We start from the raw sequence: 20,089 nt of genomic DNA on the forward strand, positions 1-20,089 counted from the left end.
TCCGGAGGAAGTCATACCGCTGACCGACTACCGCATCCATCTGTCCGCCTCGCCTGCCTATCGCACTTCACCGCCGCGCCGACCGTGGCCGCGGCATGGTGGCAGCCTGCCACAACGCGCCGATCCCCGGTATGGCACCCGGCAGGTTACCGCCCCGGCCACGGTTCGACCATCCGGTGACCGTATCCGGATCGGGAGTCTGTCAGCCGAACAGATCCGGTAGGTCCAGCACGCACGGGACCCCGGCCCAGGCTGGTCCGGGCCGGTCCTCGGCTGCCAGGATCACAGCGGTGAGTCCGGGCAGCGATCCTGGATCGAGGACCGTGAGTCCTTCGGCGTCGGACCACAGGTGGGTGATCCATTCCGCGGTGGGAGCCGGTCCCCGGTCGTGGTCCGGGAGCAGTGCCACCGCCGCACCCGCGGCGCCCGCCGCCACGATCTCGGTCACCGCCGCGAGGCCGTCGCCACGCCCGTACCCGAACGTCGCGGCCTCGTAGGACAGTGCGGTGCCGGTGTGCAGCCGCGCCACCGCCGCCGCCATCCGGTCGTAGGTCACCTGCCGGCCGGCGGCGTCCACCGTCACGAGATCACCGCCGCGCAGCGGCCGGACCCGGTGCACGTGGGTGACCGGCCGCGGCGACTGCCGGCCGATCTCGGACTGTACTGCCGGATCGTCCAGCAACAGCCACACCACCTCCGGCTGCCGTGGGGCCGTGGCAACCGCCAGCCCGAACTCCACCGTCAGTCCCGCGGCCGCGGCCACCGCTACGGCGTCGGCGGGTACGAGTGCCGCCCCGGCCGCGAGTACGGCCCAGGTGGCGACCACCGCGTCCATACCTCGCGGCAGGGCGGTCACCACCCCGGACCCCGGTCCGCAACCCCGCGCGATCAGCAGCCGAGCCAACCGAGACGATCGGGTATCCAGTTCCTGGTAGGTCATGATCTCGTCCCCGCGGATCACCGCGGGCCCGGCCGGGTCGTCTTCCACCGAGACAGCGAGGGCCCGGGCAAGCGCGACTCCGGCGGTCGCCACCGAGACGACCGGTCCGGCGGCGAATACAGCGCCGGTCGTATCCGGCGGACCGAAACCACCGTGGGTGGGCACGTTTTCCGGTGACCACGCCGGAGCACCCCGGCCCGCGGAAACTGCTGGGCCGACCGCACTCATCGAACCGGCCCGGCCGGGGGTGTGCACCACATCTCCCATCCCCGCCGCAATATCCGTTCCGGCGGCTGCCGCCGTCCGCGGCGGGTCCGTTTCACGCGCCGATCCGACGGCGGTGGCAGTGTCGACCGCGCGTTTCGAACCGACAGCGGCCACAGCAACCCCTGTCCCCGCAGCACCGACGTCGGACGCGGCTCCCGCAGAACCCGAATCGACAACGCGCTCGGCGGCGGAACCGGCCTTCCCGATCGGGTCGATCCCATCGGCAGCGAAGCCGGTCGCTCTCACTCCGACCCCATCGGCAACAACGCCGGTCGGGCCCATCAGCTCGACCCTATCGGCAACAAGGCCGGTCGGCCCCCTCAGATCGGCCCTATCAGCGACAAAGCCCGACGGCTCCATCAGTTCGACCCCATCGGCAACAAAGCCCGACGGCTCCATCAGTTCGACCCCATCGGCAACCAAACCCGACGGCTCCCTCAGCTCGACCCCATCGCCAACAAAGCCCGACGGCTCCATCGGTACGGACCCGTCGGCGGCAGGCAGGACGCTGCCCGTATCCGCGGCGTCGTCCGTGTCGATCGACGCGCTGGTACTCGGAACCGACGGATCAGCTGTCCCACTACCGGGCGTACCGACCGGCATACCCGCCGGAGTATTCGATTCGGTGCCGAGAGCTACGTGCGCTGTTTCGACCGGTTCGAGAGGCGCATGTTCGGAATCGCCGGTGAGATCGAATTCCCCCACCCGCGTCCGCGGTTCGGCAGCGACGGTGGTGAGGATTCGGACCAGCTGATCGCCGAAGGACAGCACTGTCTGCTCGTCGAACAGATCGGTGCGGTATGCCATTCCTAGCCGCAGCTCGCCGGGGGCCCCGCCGCTGTCGTGGCGCGCAGCCAGAGCTATTCGCAGATCGGCTTCCGCGTCCGAGATGCCATGGTCCGTTCCGCGGACCGCGAGTCCGGGCAGGTTCACGGCCGCCGGCTCGGCGAACGGCGACAGCAATACGCCGAACAGCGGTTCCTGTCCGGGTGATACGGCGTCCACGACGTGGTCGAAGGGAATATCGGCGTTGGCGGCAGCGGCCAGATTCGTTTCCCGGGTGCGATCCAGGAGTTCGATGAAGGTCTGCGTGGCCCGGACCCGCGTCCGCACGGTGACGGTATTCGCGAACCGGCCGACCAGATCGGCCAGCGCCGGTTCGTCGCGACCGGTGAGCCGGCGGCCGACCGCGATATCGCCGGCCCCGGTCAGCCGGTGCAGCAGCATGGTCACCGCCGCGTGCACGACCAGGAAAACAGTGGCACCGCGGTTGTCGGCGAGTTCGTCCAGCGACCGATGCACCTGCGGGGGCAGGACGAAATCGGTTGCGGCGTCGGGTAGCGATATCCGCTCCGGACGGGGCCGGTCCGCGGGCAGTCGGCCGCCCACCGAAACCCGCAACTGTTGGCGCCAATAGTCCAGTTGTTGTGCCGCGACCGATGTCTCGTCGCTCTCGTCACCGAGTAGGGTGCGCTGCCATATCGCGTAATCCGCGTACTGCACCGGCAGCGGCGACCAGCGCGGCGATTCCCCGCTCACCCGCGCCAGGTACGCGGTCATCAGGTCCCGCATCATCGGCGCCGGCGACGCACCGTCCGCAGCGATCCGGTGCGCCACCAGTGCGAGGACGTGTTCGTCGCTGTCGGTGGCGAGCAGAAGTCCACGGATCGGCGCCGCCGCGGTGATATCGAATGCGGTGGCCTGTAGTTCGGCGATCCGGCCGGTTATATCGTCGGTGTCCTCGATCTCCAAGCCGCCGCGCAGTACCTGCGCCACCGGCAGAATCTCCTGATAGGGCAGCCCGTCCGGGCCCGCGGGATAGCGGGTGCGCAACGGTTCGTGTCGTTCCAGGACATCGGAGAGCGCGTGTCGCAGCGCCGAGGTGTCGAGGGCACCGGTGAGCTCTACGGCCAGCACGATATTGTGCGCGGCCGGATCCGACCGGTCCCGCAGCCATATACGGTATTGGCTGGGCGCGAGCGGAATCCGCTCCGGCCACTCGGCCCGGTCCAGGGCCGGCCGTTGAGCCGCCCGGCCCGCGCCGGGCACCACGCGGGCAGCCAGCGCGGCGACCACGGGCGCCTCGAACATCGTGCGCAGGCCGAGATCGGCACCGAGTATCTCGTTGATCCGCGCCACTGCCCGGCTGGCCAGCAGCGAATTACCGCCGAGGGCGAAGAAATCGTCGTCCGCGCCGATCCGGTCGTCGCCGAGCAGGTCGGCGAATACCGCGGCGACAACGGTTTCGGTACGGCCGGCCGGTTCCGTATAGGGCGCACGATCCCCGGCCGGCTCAGGGCGCACCGTATCGACCGCCTCGGGTTCGGTCCGCGACGGGCGCGTCGGCCGCCTACCTGTGTACTCGAGATTCGCACGGCCGGCGAACCCGGCCCACCGTCCGAAATCCCCGGACCGGTACATCCGCGACCCCGGCGCGCCGAAGGGGTCGGCCACGAATCGGCTCGCGGTGAGTCCGGGCCGGTCCAGGTACCCGCGGGCCAATTGGGCGCCCGCCACGTAGATTTCGCCGGGTACGCCCACCGGTACGGGCTGTAACCGATCGTCCAGGACGAACGCGTCCAGGCCCGGCAGTGCCCGGCCGATCACACTGGCGGAGTTGTCCACCAGGTGTTGGTCCAATGGCAGGAAGGAGGCGTGCACGGTGGTTTCGGTGGTGCCGTACATGTTCACCACCCACGGCGCATTCCCTTCGCCGCCCGCGGACGCACCGTGCCGCTCGTACCAGGCGCGCAGCCGGCGCAGATCGAGCGCTTCACCGCCCAGCACCACATACCGCAAGGCGGATGGCGCGCTGTCCCCGGCGGCGTACGCGTCCCGGTCGGCCTCGGCGAACCGGTAGAACGCCGACGGCGTCTGGCCGATCACCGTGACCCGCTCGCGTACCAGAAGTTCACGGAAACGTTGCGGCGAATCAGCGGTCTCCGCGTCGACCACCACCACGCAACCACCACCGGCAAGGGCGCACCACAGCTCCCATATCGAGAAGCCGGAGGTGAGGGGATGGAACAGCGCCCACACATCCGCGTCGTCGAAATCGAACAGCAACTGGGTATTGGCGAACAACTCCACCACATTGCGGTGCGTTACGCCGGCGCTGCCGGTAGGTCCGGAAGTGGGTGCGGTACACATCAGGTTGCCGGGCCGCAGTGGCGCACGGCGGTCGGCGTCGGTGATCGGATCCGGGGCGTGGTGGGCGGTTTCCTCCAGAGTCACGATCGGCAGGTCCGCGGGCACCGCGGACTGCGTCGCCGCGGTGGTGAGTACAGCGACCGGCGGCGTTGCGGCCGGGACGAGTTGCGGCCAGGGTCGCACCGTGTCGATCGGCAGGTACGCAGCACCGGCCAGCAGGACGCCCAGCAGCGCGACCGGCAGTTCCTCGGTACGCGGTACGGCCACCGCCACCAGCGTTTCCGGACCGGCCCCCGCATCGATCAGACCGCGCGCCACCCGGTGGGCGCGGCCGAGCAGTTCGCCGAAACTCAGGACCGATTCCCCGCACCGCACTGCCGGGGCCGACTGGTTCAGGCGGCCGCGGGCTTCGATCAGGTCGACCAGCGTCACCGGGGGCACCGCGGCGCCGGCACTGTTCCATTCCCGCAGTACCAGCTCACGTTCCCCGGGAAAGAGCAGATCGATATCGCCCACGACCACGCCGGGATCGGCGGCCACGGCGGTCAGGATGCGAAGCAGCCGGTCGGCGTGATCTTCGACGGTCGGCGCGTCGAACAGGTCGCGGGCGTAGGTGAAGGTGAGGGTGGCGCCGGCGCCGTCGGCCACCAGGTCGACCCGCAGGTCGAGTTTCCCCGGTAGTTCGGCGGGTTCGTTGTGGGGCGAGAGCAATACGCGAAACGGTGGGCGCCCGCCTACTGTGCGGAGGGTGTCGATCAGATGGCCGAGACGTTCGCTGCCCCGGACCGCCGTGCCCAGGGCCGCGGCACCGGCTTCCCGGGCCTCGGCCAGTAACGCATCGAAACCGCTCGCCGGATTCACGTCGGTGTGCAGGACCGACAGGCCCGCCGCCGAGCCCTTGGTCACGAACGCGCCCACCGCGGTTTCCCGCTGTCCCGACAGCCTCGCCAGCAGTACGGCCAGGGCGGCCTGTACCACGGTGAAATCGTTCGTATCGTATTGCTCGGCGGCGCTGTTCAGTGCGTCGTGTAACCCGCCGTCCAATTCCCGGCGCAGCATTGCGCTGCGCCGGGACGGGGTGGCGGGTCGCGGCCGGTCGGCCGGTAGCTCACCGTGGGCAACGAGCGTGGCGGGCGGGCGCCACCAGCCCGCAGCGGGTGTCGCGGCCTCTGCGGGTACGGCCAGCAGTTGTCCCACGAGCGCCCGCAGCACGCCCGAAAGCGCCTGTGCGACCGGTTCGGCGACACGGTCGCGGCGATAGCACAACCGCAGCAGCAGCCGGTCGGCCGATTCCACCACCAGCATCACCGGGTGGTGGCTCCCGATCCGGGTGGTGAGATCCACGATCTCCAAACCGTCGAGCGCACCGGCCGCGGCGCATAACCCGGCCGCGTCCACGGGGTCGGGATCGAAGGCCAGCACGGTATCGAAGAGGTCGGCGGTTCCGGGGGCGATACCGGCCGGCGCCAGATAGTGGTGTTCGAGCAGGGTGGCTTGTTCGGACTCGATCCGGGTGAGCAGTTCCCGTACGGGCCGTCCGGGTTCCAGCTGTACCCGCACCGGAATCGTATCGGCCAGCAGACCGGCCATCTGGTCCGCGCCGCTCAGCTCCGGCGGCCGGCCCGGTACAACGGCGCCGAAGACGATATCCGTGCGGCCGGTCAGACTCGTCAGGACCAGCGCCCACAGCGCCCGCACCACGGTTTCGACCGTGACACCGCAGGCCACCGCGTAGGCGGCCATCGCGTCGGTCTCCGCTTCGCCGAGCGTGTGCACCGATTCCCCGTACCCGCTGTCCGGCTCCGCGGGCACGGCGAGTACCGCGGCGAGTTCGGTCGGCCGGGCCCCGTGCAAGACCTGCGACCACCGGACCCCGGCGGCCGCGGCATCGCCGTGCGCGCGCCAGCGGAGGTATTCGCGGTAAGCCGGTGGCCCGGGTAACGCCGCCCCGTCACCGTGCCGCGCATACAGAGTCAGCAGATCCCGCAGCAGAATCGCCGCCGATCCGCTGTCGAACAGCAGCGGGTGCGCGACCAGGACGCAATGCGTACGCCCGGAAACGGTGCGATAAACCGTGAACCGCAGGGGTGGCGCGCTGTCCACCGCGAACCCGGTGCGCTGCTCGGTGGCCAGCAACTCGGCCATCTCGTAGTCGCCGACATCCTCGACCACCCGCCACCCCACCTCGGCGGTCTCGACGACCAACTGCACGGGGATACCGTCTGCGCCGGTGGTGAAAACCGAACGCAACGCCGGGTACCGGTCGACGAGCGCCTGGGCGGCACTGTGCAAGCGGTCGAGATCGATAACGCCGCCCAGTTCCAGCGCGAACAGCATCGCGTCGGCGTCCGAACCGTCCGCGGTGAGCTGGGAACGGAAGAACAGTCCGGTGCCCTGCGGCCCCAGCGGCAATACCTCCACCAGGCGCGGATGAACTGCCCGCCAGGCTGCCAGTTCCGCATCCGCCGCCTGGACGGACGGCGAATCGAAACCGTTCGCGGCGGGGTCCCCGGCGTGCCGGGCCAGTGCGCGCAGGACCGCCAGCCAGTCACCGGCCAGCTCACGGGCCGCGGATTCGTCGAGGATATCCGCGAGATAACCGAATACCACGGTCATCGCGCCGTCGGCCCGCACGACGGCGTCGATATCGACGACCAGGTCCACCGGCATACCGGGATCCGGATCGGCTGTGAAATCGCCCAGTTCATCGGTCGGTGACCAGGCCGGGTCCGCTCGCTCGGCCATTCCTCCGGCGCGGCAGACGAAGCCGATCTGGGCGGGTGCCGCACCGGGTCGGCCGGGCGTCGTCGGGTGCAGCAACCCGTACCCGATTCCCGCGTCCGCGACCGCGCCGAGCTGCTCGGATACGGCCTGCACCAGCGCGGCCGTTTCGGCGCCACCACGCAATGCCGCGTCGACGGCGATCCCCGACAGGTCCAGCGCCACCGGGTATTCGGTGCTGAATCGTCCGACGGTCCGAGCGGTGTCGGCGTCGCGCAGAACGGACGACGAGCGGGCATCCCCGATCAGCCGCATCCGCGTGACCGCACAGTCCACACCGCGCCGCAACCGCCAATTCCGCACCGCCAGCGCGAGCGCGGCGACCAGTGGATCGTCGGCACCGGTGCCGTACCGGTCCGGTAGGTCGGTGCGTACCTTACCGGCGATCTCGGCCGGCACCTCGACCGCGAACCGGCACACCGCCGCTTGGATATCGGTGGCCGAGTCCACTGGGCGAGAACCGAGAAGCGGGTCCGGGGTGGCCAGAACGCCGCGCCAGTAGGGTCGTTCGCGTTCCCGGTCCGCCGTGATCAGCGTCTGCGCGCAGTTCCGGAACGGTAGCCCGACGGGCGGTAGTTCGATATCGCGCCCGGAAGCTATTCGCGCCCACGCCCGGGCCAGATCGCCGACGACGATATGCCAGGACGCCGCGTCCACGACATAGCGGTGCACAGCCAGCAGCAGCGCGTCCCGCGCATCGGGCCGGCGCAGCCAGGTGGCGGCGACCATCCGACCACCCAGCGGGTCCAGTTGCGCCACAGTCGAATTGATTGCCGCCCGGACGATGCCGGCGGGCCCGGCACCGCCGCTGCCCGCGCACACCTCGACCTCGGAGATCAGCACCCCCGCCCCCGGCGGGTGGTCCGGCACCTCGAAACGGTACCGGTCGTCTTCGGCGACCACCCGGGCGCGCAACATATCGTGCCGGGCCAGTACCGCCCCGACGGTCGCGGCCAGGCCGGCACGATCGATACCCGCCGGCAGCGACAGCACCACGGTCTGCGCGAACCCCGGGAACACGCCGCCGGCCAGATACCGCTCGAGCAGCGGGGTCGACGGAACCTCGTTCGTGCCGTCCAGGCCGATATCCGGACCGCCCGAGGGCAGTTCGCTCTCCCCCGGCACTGCGGTGTGGCGGGCGAGCGCGTCGTCCATCTCCCGGGAATCGGGTTCGTGCGGCCGCACCTGGGAATCGGCGGGGTCCAGGAACTCTATTTCCGGACCGTACGGTGTTTCGATGTGCCGGGCCAGGTCACCGGTGCGGTACATCCGGGCGCCCGGCCGGCCGTTGCCGTCGGGTACGGCGACGAAACGGGCGGCGGTGAGCGCGGGCCGATTCGCGTAGCCCTGCGCCAGAACCGGTCCCGCCAGATAGAGTTCGCCTGTTTCGCCCGGGGAGACCGGCCGTAACCGGGCGTCGAGCACCAGCATCCCGGCCCCGTTCGCCACGGTGCCGAGGGTGCGCGGCCCGCGCGGAACCGCCGGCCGGGTATTCGTGGCGACGATCCCGGCTTCGGAACACCCGTAGGAACTGACCACACGACATTCGCCCGCCCAGCGCTCGGCCTGTGCGACTCCCCTTCGGTCGCCCACGACGGCGATGAAATCGAGTTCGCCGAACCCGGCCGGGTCCACCGATCCCGCGACGGCCGCGGTGGCGACCAGGTGGGTCGCCCCCTCCCGGCGGATCAGATCACCCAGTTCGCGCCCGCCGGACACCCCGGCCGGGGCGATCACCAGGGTCGCGCCCGCGGTGCAGGCGAGCAGCAATTCGAGGACCGCGATATCGACGGTCGGGGGGCAGCTGTGCACGACGCGGGAATCGCTGGATATCCCGTAGCTGTCGCCGACCGCCGCGACCACCGCGCCGAGCCCGGCATGCGGCACCACAATGCCTACGGGTTCGCCGGTGGAACCGCAGGTGTAGGTGATGTATGCCGGATGCCGCTCGTCGAGCGCCCGGATCCGGTCGGCGTAGGAGAGAGGATGCCGCGGTCGCCGGGCGATACGGTCGGCCTGGACCGGATCGTCGAGTTCGATCCAATACAGGGCACGGCCCAGGCGCCACCGGTATTTCGAGGTGGTCAGGCCGAAGGCAGTCCCGGAATCGGCGGCGATATACGCGATCCGGTCGGCCGGGTCGGTTGGGTCGATGACGACATGGGCCGCGCCGGTTTTGGCGACGGCCCATACCGCCAACACCGATTCCGGGCTGCGCGCTATTCCGATCGCCACCACATCGCCCGGCCCGATTCCGCGTTCGATCAGTTCCCGCGCGACCTGCGAGGACCGCTCATCGAGTTGCCGGTAGGTCAGTTCGCACTGATCGGCGGGTGCACCCGTCGGGTTGTAGCGCAGCGCCACTTCGTCCGCGGCGGATTCCACCGCCGCCGTCAGCAACTGACCGAGAGGAGGGGTGCCCGCACGACGCCGGCGACTGCCACGAGAAGAACGACGGGCAGTTTCCATTCGAGTGCATTCACCCTCTCGCATCGAACCAGGATCCGGCCCCCGCGTGCCCGTACGGCGGCGAACCGGTATACCCGGGGCGAGCGCGGTCCGGCCATCATATCGGCCGAACGCGTCTTGCGATCAGTTCACAGCCAGCCGCGGCGAATGGCCTGTACACCGGCCTGGAACCGGGTGCTCGCACCGAGCCGTTCGAGCAGCCGGGCCGTCCGCCGGACCACCGTGCGCCGCGACATCCCGAGCCGGCGCGCGATCGTATCGTCGGTGGCGCCCATGCTCATCATCGTGAGAATGGCCCGGTCGCGTTCGTCGAGTTCATCGGCGGCCGGCTGCACCGAGATGGGTGCGGACAGCGTCCACAGCACATCGAAACTGCGGACCAGCAGATCCAGCAGCGGTGACCCACTGATCCGCAACGCCATCGGATCGGGCCGCCGTTCGTCGGCGTGCAAGACGAGGCTGGCGCGCTCGTCGTCGGCGACGATGAGCTTGAACGGCGGATCGGGCAGGGTGCGGGCCTGCGCTCCGCGGGCGTTGGTGGTCAGCGTATGCCGCAACCGGTCCGCGTCCTGATAGATCGTGTCCTGGTAGAGGATGCGATAGCGGACGCCTTCGGCCATCCGGGACTGTTTGAGATCGGTGATCCGGCTGTCGCGTTCCGCATCGCTGAGATGCGGGCTGCGCTCCACCATTTTCACGCTGTATGCCGCGTTCGCGTGCAGGGCCTCGAAATCGGCCAGTAGTTCGGCCCGTTCGAATACCGGCACCACCGCACCGTTCCAGCCCTGGGCGCGACGCACCGACCGGAAGGTTTCGCTGAGCCGGGCCGCGGCGGCGTGCATGGTGCTGATCTGCTGCCGGCGCCGCCGGGCTTCGGCCTCCGAGAGAGATTCCGGGGCATGCGCGTCCCAGCGCGGCGTGCCGTCGGTATCGACCACCCGGAGCACCGCGCGCAGCTCGGTCAATTCGTCCAGGGCCGTTTCGACGGCGGAGTCGGACAGGCCGGTATGCCGCGCGATATCGGCGATACCGGACCGAGGACGCTGCACCAGGGTCGCGTAGACGCGCCCGTGGATCGAGTCGGGTTCGAAGATTTCCGCCAGTTCGGTCACGCCGGAGGTTCGCAGGTCTGCTTGCAGCCCCGTAGGACCGGTAAGAATCGGACGGTCGAGAGAGCTCGAAGTACTCAGTGCGAGGGTCCCCACTCCAGCGGCACCCCCTTGGCAGCCATCCAGCTCATCGGATCGATTTTGCTCCCACCCTGGTCCCAGATCTCGAGGTGCAGATGCGGGCCGGTGGATTGGCCGCGGTTGCCGACGGTGGCGATCACATCGCCCGCCCGCACCCGCTGCCCCTGTGCGACATAGATATCGTTCACGTGCCCGTATACGCCGGTGGTGCCGTCGTCGTGCAGTACCCGGACCCACATACCGAAGCCGGAGGCCGGCCCGGCCTCGATCACCGTGCCGTCGGCGACCGATTTGATCGGTGCGCCCAGCGCATCGGCGAAATCGATGCCGTAGTGCATGGTGCCCCAGCGGCTGCCGTAACTGGAACTCACCATCCCGGCCACCGGCCGGACGACCTGCGCGGGGGCGAACTGCTGGTGCAGCTGTTTGAGAGTCTGCTCGGCATGGGCCAGCGGCGCGGCGACCTCGGGCGGCAGGTTGCTCAACCCGAAGGGCGCGGCGACCGGCGCGGGTGCCGCGATCTCGGCGGCCTGAACGGGCGCGGGCGCCGGGGCCGGCGAAGCCACCGGGGCCGCCGCGGCCTGCTGCTCGGCCGGTTGCGCGATCTCCTCGGCGACCGGGGGCGCGGGTTCGGCCTCGGCGGCCTCCCGTTCACCGCCCCCCGGAAGCAGCGGAGCGGCGTAGGCCAGAGCCGGTGCGACCTGCGAGGCGGTACCGATGATCGCACCCGCCGCGACGGCGGCGCCGGCAACCGCCCGGACCTTTTCCACGGCGGAGGCTTCGGCCCGGTGACGATGCGGCCGTACACGGACCTCGTCGCCGATGAGGCTCATAACGGTGATGGAACCGGTGCCCGTTCGATGATGCGCCAATGTCCGTCCTCGCTATCCGGTCAACACGTTCACGAATGCGGCACGTACGAATCCAGACCCGAGCCCGGTAAACGTAACGTTTAGGCATCCGTTGTGACGGTAACTCTACCGCCCCGTGACCATATCGCAACCTTTCGAACAAATGGCCTGCTCAGACGCCTGATCGAGTGGTGTGAAACGGTTACGATCGCACGCGATCTCCGTGACATTACCGGCCGAGAACACTGAACCCCACGAGACCCACACCGGATCCCAACACCCGGCGGACCCATTGCCGATCACCCGCCCCGCCGACCAGCACCTCCGCCCAAAACAATCGCACCAGAACGGCTTTCATTCCGGATCCATTGTTATTGACAACGGATTTCGATTAGACTCGGCCCGGCAGATCTGCCGCGGGTTTCCGCATCACCTGTCACAGACCAGTTGACCTCAGGAGGTCGCCGTGTCCTTAGATGTCCCCACCGCCCTACTGGAACGCGCCGAAAGCGGCGAGATCACCGACGCCGAGTTCGTCGAATGCGTCCGCACCTCGCTGCCCTACGCCTGGGAGGTCGTCAGCCGCGTCGCCGGTGAACTGCAGACCGGCACCATGGAATTCGCCGACAACGAGGTCGCCCCGCCGGACGAGGCAGCCCGCGGCCAGTTGCTGCGCGCCCTGGCCTCCGATGCCATCCGGGGCGGGCTGGAACGGCATTTCGGTGTGAAACTGGCATTCCAGAACTGCCACCGCGTCGCGGCGTTCCCGCTCGCGTCTGTCGGCGGCGAGACATACAACCGGTTCATCAGCCCGCGCAACCAGTTGCTCAACCAGAGCCCCGAGCTGCGTAACTGCTGAAAACACCGGTCCCCGGCGCGGTTTCGCGCCGGGGACCGCGTTTCCGGTGCTCAGCGCACCGTGGTCACTTCCAGTTCGCCATCGGCGTGCCGCGCCCGCAGCCGCTTCTTGTCGAATTTGCCGACGCTGGTCTTGGGCACCTCCTCGATGAAGGTCCAGTACTCGGGCAGCTGCCATTTCGCGAACCGCGACGACAGGAATTCACGCAATTCCGCCGGCTCCACCGAGGCCCCCTCGGCCACCACGATCGCCGCCAGCGGCCGCTCGTCCCATTTCTCGTCCGGAATTCCGATAACGGCCGCCTCGGCCACGGCCGGATGGCCCATCACCGCGTTCTCCAAGTCCACCGAGGAGATCCATTCGCCACCGGACTTGATCACATCCTTGGACCGATCCACCAGCGTCAGATAGCCGTTCGGGGTGATCTTGCCGACATCACCCGTACGCAGCCAGCCGTCGTCGAATTTGCCCGGATCCACCGCCGTCCCGTCCGGTGAGTAGTAGGAGCCGGTGATCCATGGTCCCCGAACCTCGAGCTCCCCCAGCGATTTCCCGTCGTTGGGTACCACCGACCCGTCGTCTCCGACCAACCGCGCCTGCACGGCCGCCGGGAAACGCCCCTGGGTGACCCGGTAGGTCCAGGCCTCCTCCTCACTCACCCCGTGCGGCGGATGAGCCAAGCTGCCCAGCGGCGAGGTTTCGGTCATCCCCCAGGCGTGCACCACCCGCACCCCGTGCTTCTCCTCGAACGCCTTCATCATCGACGGCGGTGCGGCCGAACCGCCCACCACCACCGCACGCAGATGAGTGATGTCCTGCGGTTGCGCCGCCAGTGCGGCGAGTACCCCGCCCCAGATGGTCGGCACCGCCGCGGCGAAGGTCGGCTTCACCGCCGCCATCATCTCCAGCAGCGGGCCCGGCTGGAGGAAGCGGTCGGGCATCAATACGTTCGCGCCGGTCATCAGCGCCGCGTAGGGCAGTCCCCAGGCGTTGGCGTGGAACATCGGCACGATGCCGAGCACGGTGTCGTCGATCCGCAACCCCATAGCCGAGGGGGTAGTGGCCTGCATGGAGTGCAGCCAGTTGGAGCGATGCGAATACACCACGCCTTTGGGGTCGCCGGTGGTGCCGGAGGTGTAGCACATCGCCGCCGCCGAACGTTCGTCGACGACCGGGAAATCGAAGGTGTCGGGGTATTTCGCGAGGAGTTCGGCGTAGTCGTGCACGGTGACCCCGTCGACCGCGGGAACGGCCGCGACATCCCCGTTCACCACGATCACGTGCCGGACGGTTTTCAGCTGCGGCAGGTACTGCCCGAACATCGGCACCAGGCTGCCGTCGACCAGGACCACCTGATCTTCGGCATGGTTGGCGACATAGATCAGCTGTTCGGGCGAGAGCCGGATGTTGAGGGCGTGCAGTACCGACCCCATCGCGGGGATGGCGATATAGGCGACCAGGTGTTCGTTGTTGTTCCACATGAAGGTGCCGACCCGGTCGCCCCGCCCGATACCGAGATCGGTGAGCGCGTTGGCCAGCCGAGCCGAATCCGCGCCGACCTCGCGGTAGGTCATGGTGCGCACTCCGTCTCCGGTCCAGGTGGAAACCGTGGAATCGCCGACGAAGGTGGACGCGTAGCGCAGCAGCGTCGCCAGCGAGAGCTGGTCGTCCATCATGGTGCTCAACATCGGAAATACCCCTTACTGATCTGGGTGGCTGACGGCTGGTGACGCGCTCCGAACCCACTCGGTGAGACACAGAAGTAGGCATGACTCACATCACACCGCCGGACACTACCGTGGAGTAGCCACGCGTGGGGAGGCTAGAGCGAAACCGGCAGAAATAGACGACGCCGCTGGTCAACGCGACGGTAAGCTCCGGCGTGAGAGGCGGAGGCCGGACGGGATGAGACGCAGCGCCCGCGACGCCCCCTGCGGGCCACCGGCACTGCGCCATCGCCGCCGAGCACCCATTTGTGATAGCCGGGTTTTCGGTCCGCTGCCAAGCCGGATAACGAAACGACATCCAAACGAGACACGCCCCGCACCCGTGTACCGACTGGTGGGATGAATCCGCACAACACTCGACCGCACGACCACCGCTTATGGACGACGTGAGCCAGCGCGGCGTCGAAATCGAGAATCACTTACAGATGCACGCGCAGTACTGACCGACACCCGATCTCTGGCCGAAAATATCGATTCACTGACCTTCGTTCCGTTCCGGAGCGGGCGGTCCCCGGCATACCCTCGAACCATGACAACGCCGTCGATCATCATCATCGGGGCCGGGTTCGGTGGGCTCGGTATGGGACTCGAACTCCTGCGGGCCGGAATAGACGATTTCGCCATCGTCGAACGCGCCCAGGATCTCGGCGGCGTATGGCGGGAGAACACCTACCCCGGCGCGGCCTGCGACGTACCCAGCCCCCTGTACTCGTGGTCCTTCGAACCCCGCTCCGATTGGCCCCGGCGTTTCTCCGAACAGGCCGATATCCACGAATACATGCGCCGCGTCGTCGGCAAATACGATCTCGAACGCCATATCCGCTTCGGCACCGAGATCAGCGACGCCGAATACGACGAATCCACCGCGAAATGGCATATCCGCACCCGCGACGGCGATCCGCTCACCGCCGATGTGCTGATCTCCGCCGTCGGCCAGCTCTCCCGCCCGGCCATGCCGAACATCCCCGGAATCGACACCTTCACCGGACCCGCCTTCCATTCCGCCGAATGGGACCATTCCGTCGACCTCTCCGGCAAGCGGATCGCCTGTATCGGCACCGGCGCCAGCGCGATCCAGTACATCCCCCGCCTGCAGCCGATCGCCGAACATCTCACGCTGTTCCAGCGTTCCGCCGCCTGGGTCCTGCCCAAGGCCGACGCCGCATACGCGGCCCGCCACCACGCCGTCTTCAAATACCTTCCTCCGGTCCGGTGGGCCGAACGCTTCGGCTGGTGGATGTTCTTCGAAGTGATGGCATTGGCCCTCACCGATCTGCAGGGCATCCAGGCCCCGGTCCTGAAAGTGGCCGAAGCCCACCGCGCCAGGCAGATTCCCGACCCGATCCTGCGCGAAAAACTCACTCCCGACTACGCCGCCGGCTGTAAACGCGCCCTGTTCTCCAACGACTACTTCCCCGCCCTCGGCCGGCCCAACGTCACCGTGGAGACCAACGCCATCACCGAGATCACCTCCACGGGCGTGCGCACCGCCGACGGGATCGACCACGAAGTCGACGTCATCATCTACGGCACCGGTTTCAAGGGCACCGAATTCCTCGCCCCCATGAACATCTACGGCACCGACGGCCGCAAACTCGCCGACACCTGGGCCGCCGAAGGCGCCCGCGCCTACCTCGGCATCTCGGTCCCGAAATTCCCCAACCTGTTCATGATGTACGGCCCGAACACGAACGTCGGCTCGGGCTCCATCGTCTACATGCTCGAATCCCAGGCCCGCTACATCCGCCAAGCCGTCGAATACCTCCGCCACCACCCCCGCCGCGGCCTGGCCGCCCGCGTAGAAACAGAACAGCGCTGGGACGCCTGGCTCCAGAAACGCCTGAAGGACACCCCCTGGAACTTCTGCTCCAGCTGGTACCGCAACGCCTCGGGCCGCATCACCAACAACTGGCCCGGAGCCACGGTCCTCTACCGCTGGAAAACCCGCCGCTTCGACCCCGCCGACTACGAAACCACGGTCGCATCCTGATATCCCCGGGCCGCCGGACCTACGATGCGGCCCCACCGGGGGTCACCCGGTAGACTCTCGCCCACCGGCCCCCGGCCCGGCCCTCGTAGCTCAGGGGATAGAGCACCGCTCTCCTAAAGCGGGTGTCGCAGGTTCGAATCCTGCCGAGGGCACAAACCTGCCCAGCATTTGCGCAGTTCAGCGCATTTTCTTAGTTGAGCCCAAGCCCCCTGTTCGCGAAAACCCAGGCAGGCACTCTTTCCCCTACGTGCCCTACAGGGCACATCGAACATGGGAACGGACACTGACCGATGCTTCCGGCCCCGTCAGCCAGTTGGAACCCGCATGCTCGTCCAGCCGCTCGATAAGGATTACTCGTCGCGTAGCGCGGGCAGCACAGTGGCAGCCGAAAACCTGATCAGTCGGCTGCACCCCGATACCGGGTCGAGTAGCTAATCCTCGGCGTATGTCCCGGAAGTCGGAGGTTCGTGCAACGGCGGGCGGCTGGTCCCTGAACTGCTCCGCGCCGGGCACCGGGCGCGGGTGGTGGCTCGGACCCCGGCGAAGCTGGCCGAGGTCCCGTAGCGCGAACGGGTGGAGGTGGTGCGCGCAGACCTCACCATCGACGACGACGTGCGTGCGGCGGTCGCCGGCCAGGGGGTCCTCTACTACCTGGTGCATTAGCTGACCCGCCACGACTTCACCGATATCGATTAGCGCGCCGCACGTACCGTCGCCGCCGCGCAGACTGCCGGCGACGCCGGGGGCCACGGGCGGGGCTCGATATCGACCGGCCTGCGCTCGGAATCGGGCCCGTCGAACGACGGTGGCCCAGCAGAAACAGGCGGTCCTGCGGTTGGTCGAGCAGTTCGTACTGTTGCTCGCGGACTCGGGCACACCGCGGTGACCCGGGCCGTCGTCTACGTCCTGGCAGACGATGCTCTGAGTGCGGTGCGACCGGATTGCCGCGGCCCGTGCGTAGGGTCGTGGGATGAGCATCGAGTGTTCGGCCGTTGTCGCGGTTCCTCGATCCGAAGTGTTCGCGTGGTTCGCGCGTCCGGGGGCATTCGCGCGGCTCGCACCACCGTGGCAGCCGGTGTCGTTGCTCGAGGAAGCCGATTCGCTCGCCGATGGGCGCGCGGTGCTCGGTTTGCCGGCGCGCTTGCGCTGGTGGCCCGGCACGAGGCCGGTGAATACGACCCGCCGCACCGGTTCGTCGACCGGATCACCACTCGAGGCCTGGCGTCCGTGCCCGCGTCCGCTGTGCTGTCGTGGCGGCATATTCATGAATTCGAGGAGGTGGACTCCGCTCACACTCGGATCGTGGACCGGGTTCAGACCTGGGTGCCTGCCGCAATGCTGCGTCCGATGTTCACCTATCGGCACCGGCAACTTGCAGCGGATCTGGGGGACCGGGTTCCTGGCCGATGTCGTCTCCGACTGGGAGGACGCGGCCGCTGCCGCCACCTCCGGCGCCACCCCGGGTCGTGTCGGTCCGCACCGGGATCGTGCAATCGCCGCGAGGCGGGACACTGCGGTTACTGCGCCCACTGGTCGGTGCCGGAATCGGTGGCCGCATCGGTTCCGGGCACCAGTGGATGTCCTGGATAGGCATCGACGATCTTCGTCGATATTTATCATCGGACGCTGTGGGACGCCGGGTTGCGTGGTCCGATCAACGCTGTGGCACCGCATCCGGTGCGCAATATCGAGTACACGCGCACATTGGGGCAAGTCATGCGTCGGCCCACGATCGTTGCCGTGCCAGAGCTCGGCCCCGCCGTGCTGCTCGGTCGTTCGGGTGCCCGCGAACTTGCCACCGCCAGTCAGCGGGTGGTGCCGGATCGGCTTGTCGGCGCCGGCCACGAATTCCGCGCCCCTGAGCTGGAATCCGCGCTGCGACATGTCCTGGGCCGCATCGCAGAATCGTAACGACTGCGAAGAGTGCTGGTCGATGTCGATAGCGGCATTGCGGCGAGCCCGTGGCTGTCGGAGCGATCTCGTGGTGTCCGACTCGCCATGGAACCTCGAATTCGTAGAACGGCTGCACCCCGATCCACATCCGCCGCTAGCGCATCATTATTGCGTCGCTTACCGGGACGGATTCCGGCCGCTCTCGATAGAGAAAGCCCTCGTCAGTTGGGCCTGGTAATTCGATCGATCGTTTCGCCGAGTCCGTCGAGGCGGTGCGCGAACTCCGGCAGGATCACCGAATCCCAGCCCGGCCCGCCGACCAGAACTCGGGAGCCAACGGCGTGGCAGGCGCGTATTGCAGACGTCAGCGCGGTGGACTCCTGCTGTGACCAGAGCACAGCATCAGGTCGGCGATCGTCGCGGGTGAGCGCGGCCGCGACGGCGTCGGTGGGTACGTCGGCGCCCAGCATCAACGCGCCGACGCCACGCTCGGCGAGGCCGGCACGCAGGGCTTCCAAGGGTAGCGTGTGGGTTTCGCCGCTGGTGCACGCCAATACGACTGCGCGGTCGGTCGCGGAAACAGGTGCAGGCGTGTGGCGATGTAGCGCAACGGTGATCGACCAGGACAACAAGTGCTCCACATCGATGCAGCTTTCGCCGCCGAGCTGCCGGGCGACGACCGCCGCGAAGGCAGGGCGGCACAGGAGATCCCACGTATCGACCACCCCGTATGCCTGCAGATGCGCGGCGAGCAGCGCGGAGGTCGTTCGCATGTCCAGAGCGAACGCGGCGTCCAGCAGCGGCTCCCACTCCCCGAGTGCGGGGGTCGGCAATGCGCCGGACACCGCAGCAGCTGCCCCGGCCGGACTCGAACCCGCGCGGATCAGGGTGAGCATCTGTTCGAGCACTGCAATATCGGCTGCACTGTAGAGGCGGTGCCGGCCCGGTCGGTGCTGGGTCGGGCCGATGGAGTAGCGGCGATTCCAGCTGCGCAACGTCGCGGTCGGAATACCGAGTCGGTCAGCTACCGCGCGAACCGTATATCCGGCCGGGTCCGGGAGGGGGGCTGGACCGGCGGGCATGAGCCTATTGTGCCCTCTGAAGGCGCCGACATCCCAAGCGCCCCGGGCCTCCGCCGGTTTGTTGTCGGTCGGTCCGCGTGTGAGGCGACAAAGACACATCTCGGGACACTGGCGCGAATGTGGGTCAGCCTTCCCGCCACGCGACCAAGAGAATTTATGCGTCGGTTGTGCATCGTTTTTCTGTTAGGGTGACTTCCCGACAGAGGTAGCCGAGATTCGAGGAGCGCCGGATGTTCTCGCGTACAAGATCTGCCGTCGACACCCCGAGCCGCCGATGGGGGCTGCGGTTGGCCGCGTTCGGTGCGGCCTCGGCCGCTGTCGCGGTCACTGTCGGGACAGCTGGGAATGCGGGCGCGGTACCCGATCGCGTTTCCGTCGCTAGTCCGGCCCCGGTGGAGAAATTGGAGTTGACCCGCTATCTGGGGACCTGGCAGCAACTCGCCGCCGTCCCACAGCCGTTCAATTTGCCCTGCGCCCGCGACACCCGAGCGGATTACCAACTCGATGAGCAAGGCGATATCGCAGTGCGAAACACGTGCGTCACCTGGACCGGATCGCTGAACCAGATCGAGGGGACGGCTACGGTCAACGACCTGGTCACCGGCGCGCAGCTGCACGTCAGCTTCCCCAGCGTGCCCGGCCAGGACCAGCGCACCGGGCCGACCAATTACATCGTCACCGCACTCGGACCCGACTACTCCTGGGCCCTGGTGACCGACCCCAGCCGCTTGTCCGGGTTCGTCCTGTCCCGAACACCGGCATTGGATGCCCCGACCTGGGATCGAGTGAAGGCGGCGATCGAGGGCACGGGCCAGAGCCCGTGCATGTATCTGACATCGCCCACAACGGGCGGAATGACCGATATCGCACCCCTGTGCACCCGTTGAGCA

General features: G+C 68.3%; 8 protein-coding genes, 1 tRNA gene and 1 pseudogene. 5 read left to right on the plus strand and 5 right to left on the minus strand.

Annotated features, from left to right (window positions below; translation table 11 throughout):
* Positions 1-202 precede the first annotated feature (202 nt).
* The 3 genes from IU448_RS10505 to IU448_RS10515 all read right to left on the minus strand — a co-directional run bounded on the left by IU448_RS10505 (position 203) and on the right by IU448_RS10515 (position 11,630).
* Positions 203-9,538, minus strand: coding sequence for a condensation domain-containing protein (locus IU448_RS10505; protein ID WP_228812590.1), 9,336 nt, complete (start codon positions 9,536-9,538; stop codon positions 203-205).
* Between the two features lie 197 nt (positions 9,539-9,735).
* Positions 9,736-10,719, minus strand: a complete 984-nt coding sequence (locus IU448_RS10510) for a LuxR C-terminal-related transcriptional regulator (protein WP_195055401.1) — start codon at positions 10,717-10,719, stop codon at positions 9,736-9,738.
* Positions 10,720-10,793: 74 nt separating this feature from the next.
* Positions 10,794-11,630, minus strand: a complete 837-nt coding sequence (locus IU448_RS10515) for a M23 family metallopeptidase (RefSeq protein ID WP_195055402.1) — start codon at positions 11,628-11,630, stop codon at positions 10,794-10,796.
* A 484-nt stretch (positions 11,631-12,114) separates the two neighbouring features.
* On the opposite strand from IU448_RS10515, the gene IU448_RS10520 reads away from it, so the two are divergent.
* Entirely contained in the window at positions 12,115-12,507 is a 393-nt protein-coding gene (locus tag IU448_RS10520) for an SCO5389 family protein (protein ID WP_195055403.1), read from the plus strand.
* A gap of 50 nt (positions 12,508-12,557) precedes the next feature.
* Here IU448_RS10520 and IU448_RS10525 read toward each other — a convergent pair whose 3' ends face one another.
* Complete coding sequence (locus IU448_RS10525; RefSeq protein WP_195055404.1) at positions 12,558-14,195, minus strand: long-chain fatty acid--CoA ligase; 1,638 nt, start codon at positions 14,193-14,195, stop codon at positions 12,558-12,560.
* Positions 14,196-14,763: 568 nt separating this feature from the next.
* On the opposite strand from IU448_RS10525, the gene IU448_RS10530 reads away from it, so the two are divergent.
* The 3 genes and pseudogenes from IU448_RS10530 to IU448_RS10540 all read left to right on the plus strand — a co-directional run bounded on the left by IU448_RS10530 (position 14,764) and on the right by IU448_RS10540 (position 18,135).
* The gene (locus IU448_RS10530) at positions 14,764-16,224 is read left to right on the plus strand and encodes a flavin-containing monooxygenase (protein ID WP_195055405.1); all 1,461 of its coding nucleotides are present in this window, start codon (positions 14,764-14,766) and stop codon (positions 16,222-16,224) included.
* A gap of 79 nt (positions 16,225-16,303) precedes the next feature.
* Positions 16,304-16,376: transfer RNA gene (locus IU448_RS10535), tRNA-Arg, on the plus strand.
* 818 nt (positions 16,377-17,194) lie between these two features.
* Positions 17,195-18,135, plus strand: a pseudogene (locus IU448_RS10540) (DUF1731 domain-containing protein).
* Between the two features lie 203 nt (positions 18,136-18,338).
* Here the strand turns inward: IU448_RS10540 and IU448_RS10545 are convergent.
* Complete coding sequence (locus IU448_RS10545; RefSeq protein ID WP_195055406.1) at positions 18,339-19,199, minus strand: MerR family transcriptional regulator; 861 nt, start codon at positions 19,197-19,199, stop codon at positions 18,339-18,341.
* A 230-nt stretch (positions 19,200-19,429) separates the two neighbouring features.
* Here IU448_RS10545 and IU448_RS10550 point away from each other — a divergent pair, with 230 nt between their 5' ends.
* On the plus strand, positions 19,430-20,086 hold the full coding sequence (locus IU448_RS10550; protein WP_195055407.1) for a lipocalin family protein: 657 nt from the start codon (positions 19,430-19,432) through the stop codon (positions 20,084-20,086).
* Positions 20,087-20,089 lie beyond the last annotated feature (3 nt).

This window comes from Nocardia flavorosea (assembly GCF_015477805.1).
Lineage (GTDB): Bacteria > Actinomycetota > Actinomycetes > Mycobacteriales > Mycobacteriaceae > Nocardia > Nocardia flavorosea_A.

Coding starts and splice junctions, on each gene's coding strand:
- IU448_RS10545 (WP_195055406.1), bottom strand. CDS start 19,199: ATGCCCGCCGGTCCAGCCCCCCTCCCGGACCCGGCCGGATATACGGTT.
- IU448_RS10525 (WP_195055404.1), bottom strand. CDS start 14,195: ATGTTGAGCACCATGATGGACGACCAGCTCTCGCTGGCGACGCTGCTG.
- IU448_RS10530 (WP_195055405.1), top strand. CDS start 14,764: ATGACAACGCCGTCGATCATCATCATCGGGGCCGGGTTCGGTGGGCTC.
- IU448_RS10550 (WP_195055407.1), top strand. CDS start 19,430: ATGTTCTCGCGTACAAGATCTGCCGTCGACACCCCGAGCCGCCGATGG.
- IU448_RS10515 (WP_195055402.1), bottom strand. CDS start 11,630: ATGAGCCTCATCGGCGACGAGGTCCGTGTACGGCCGCATCGTCACCGG.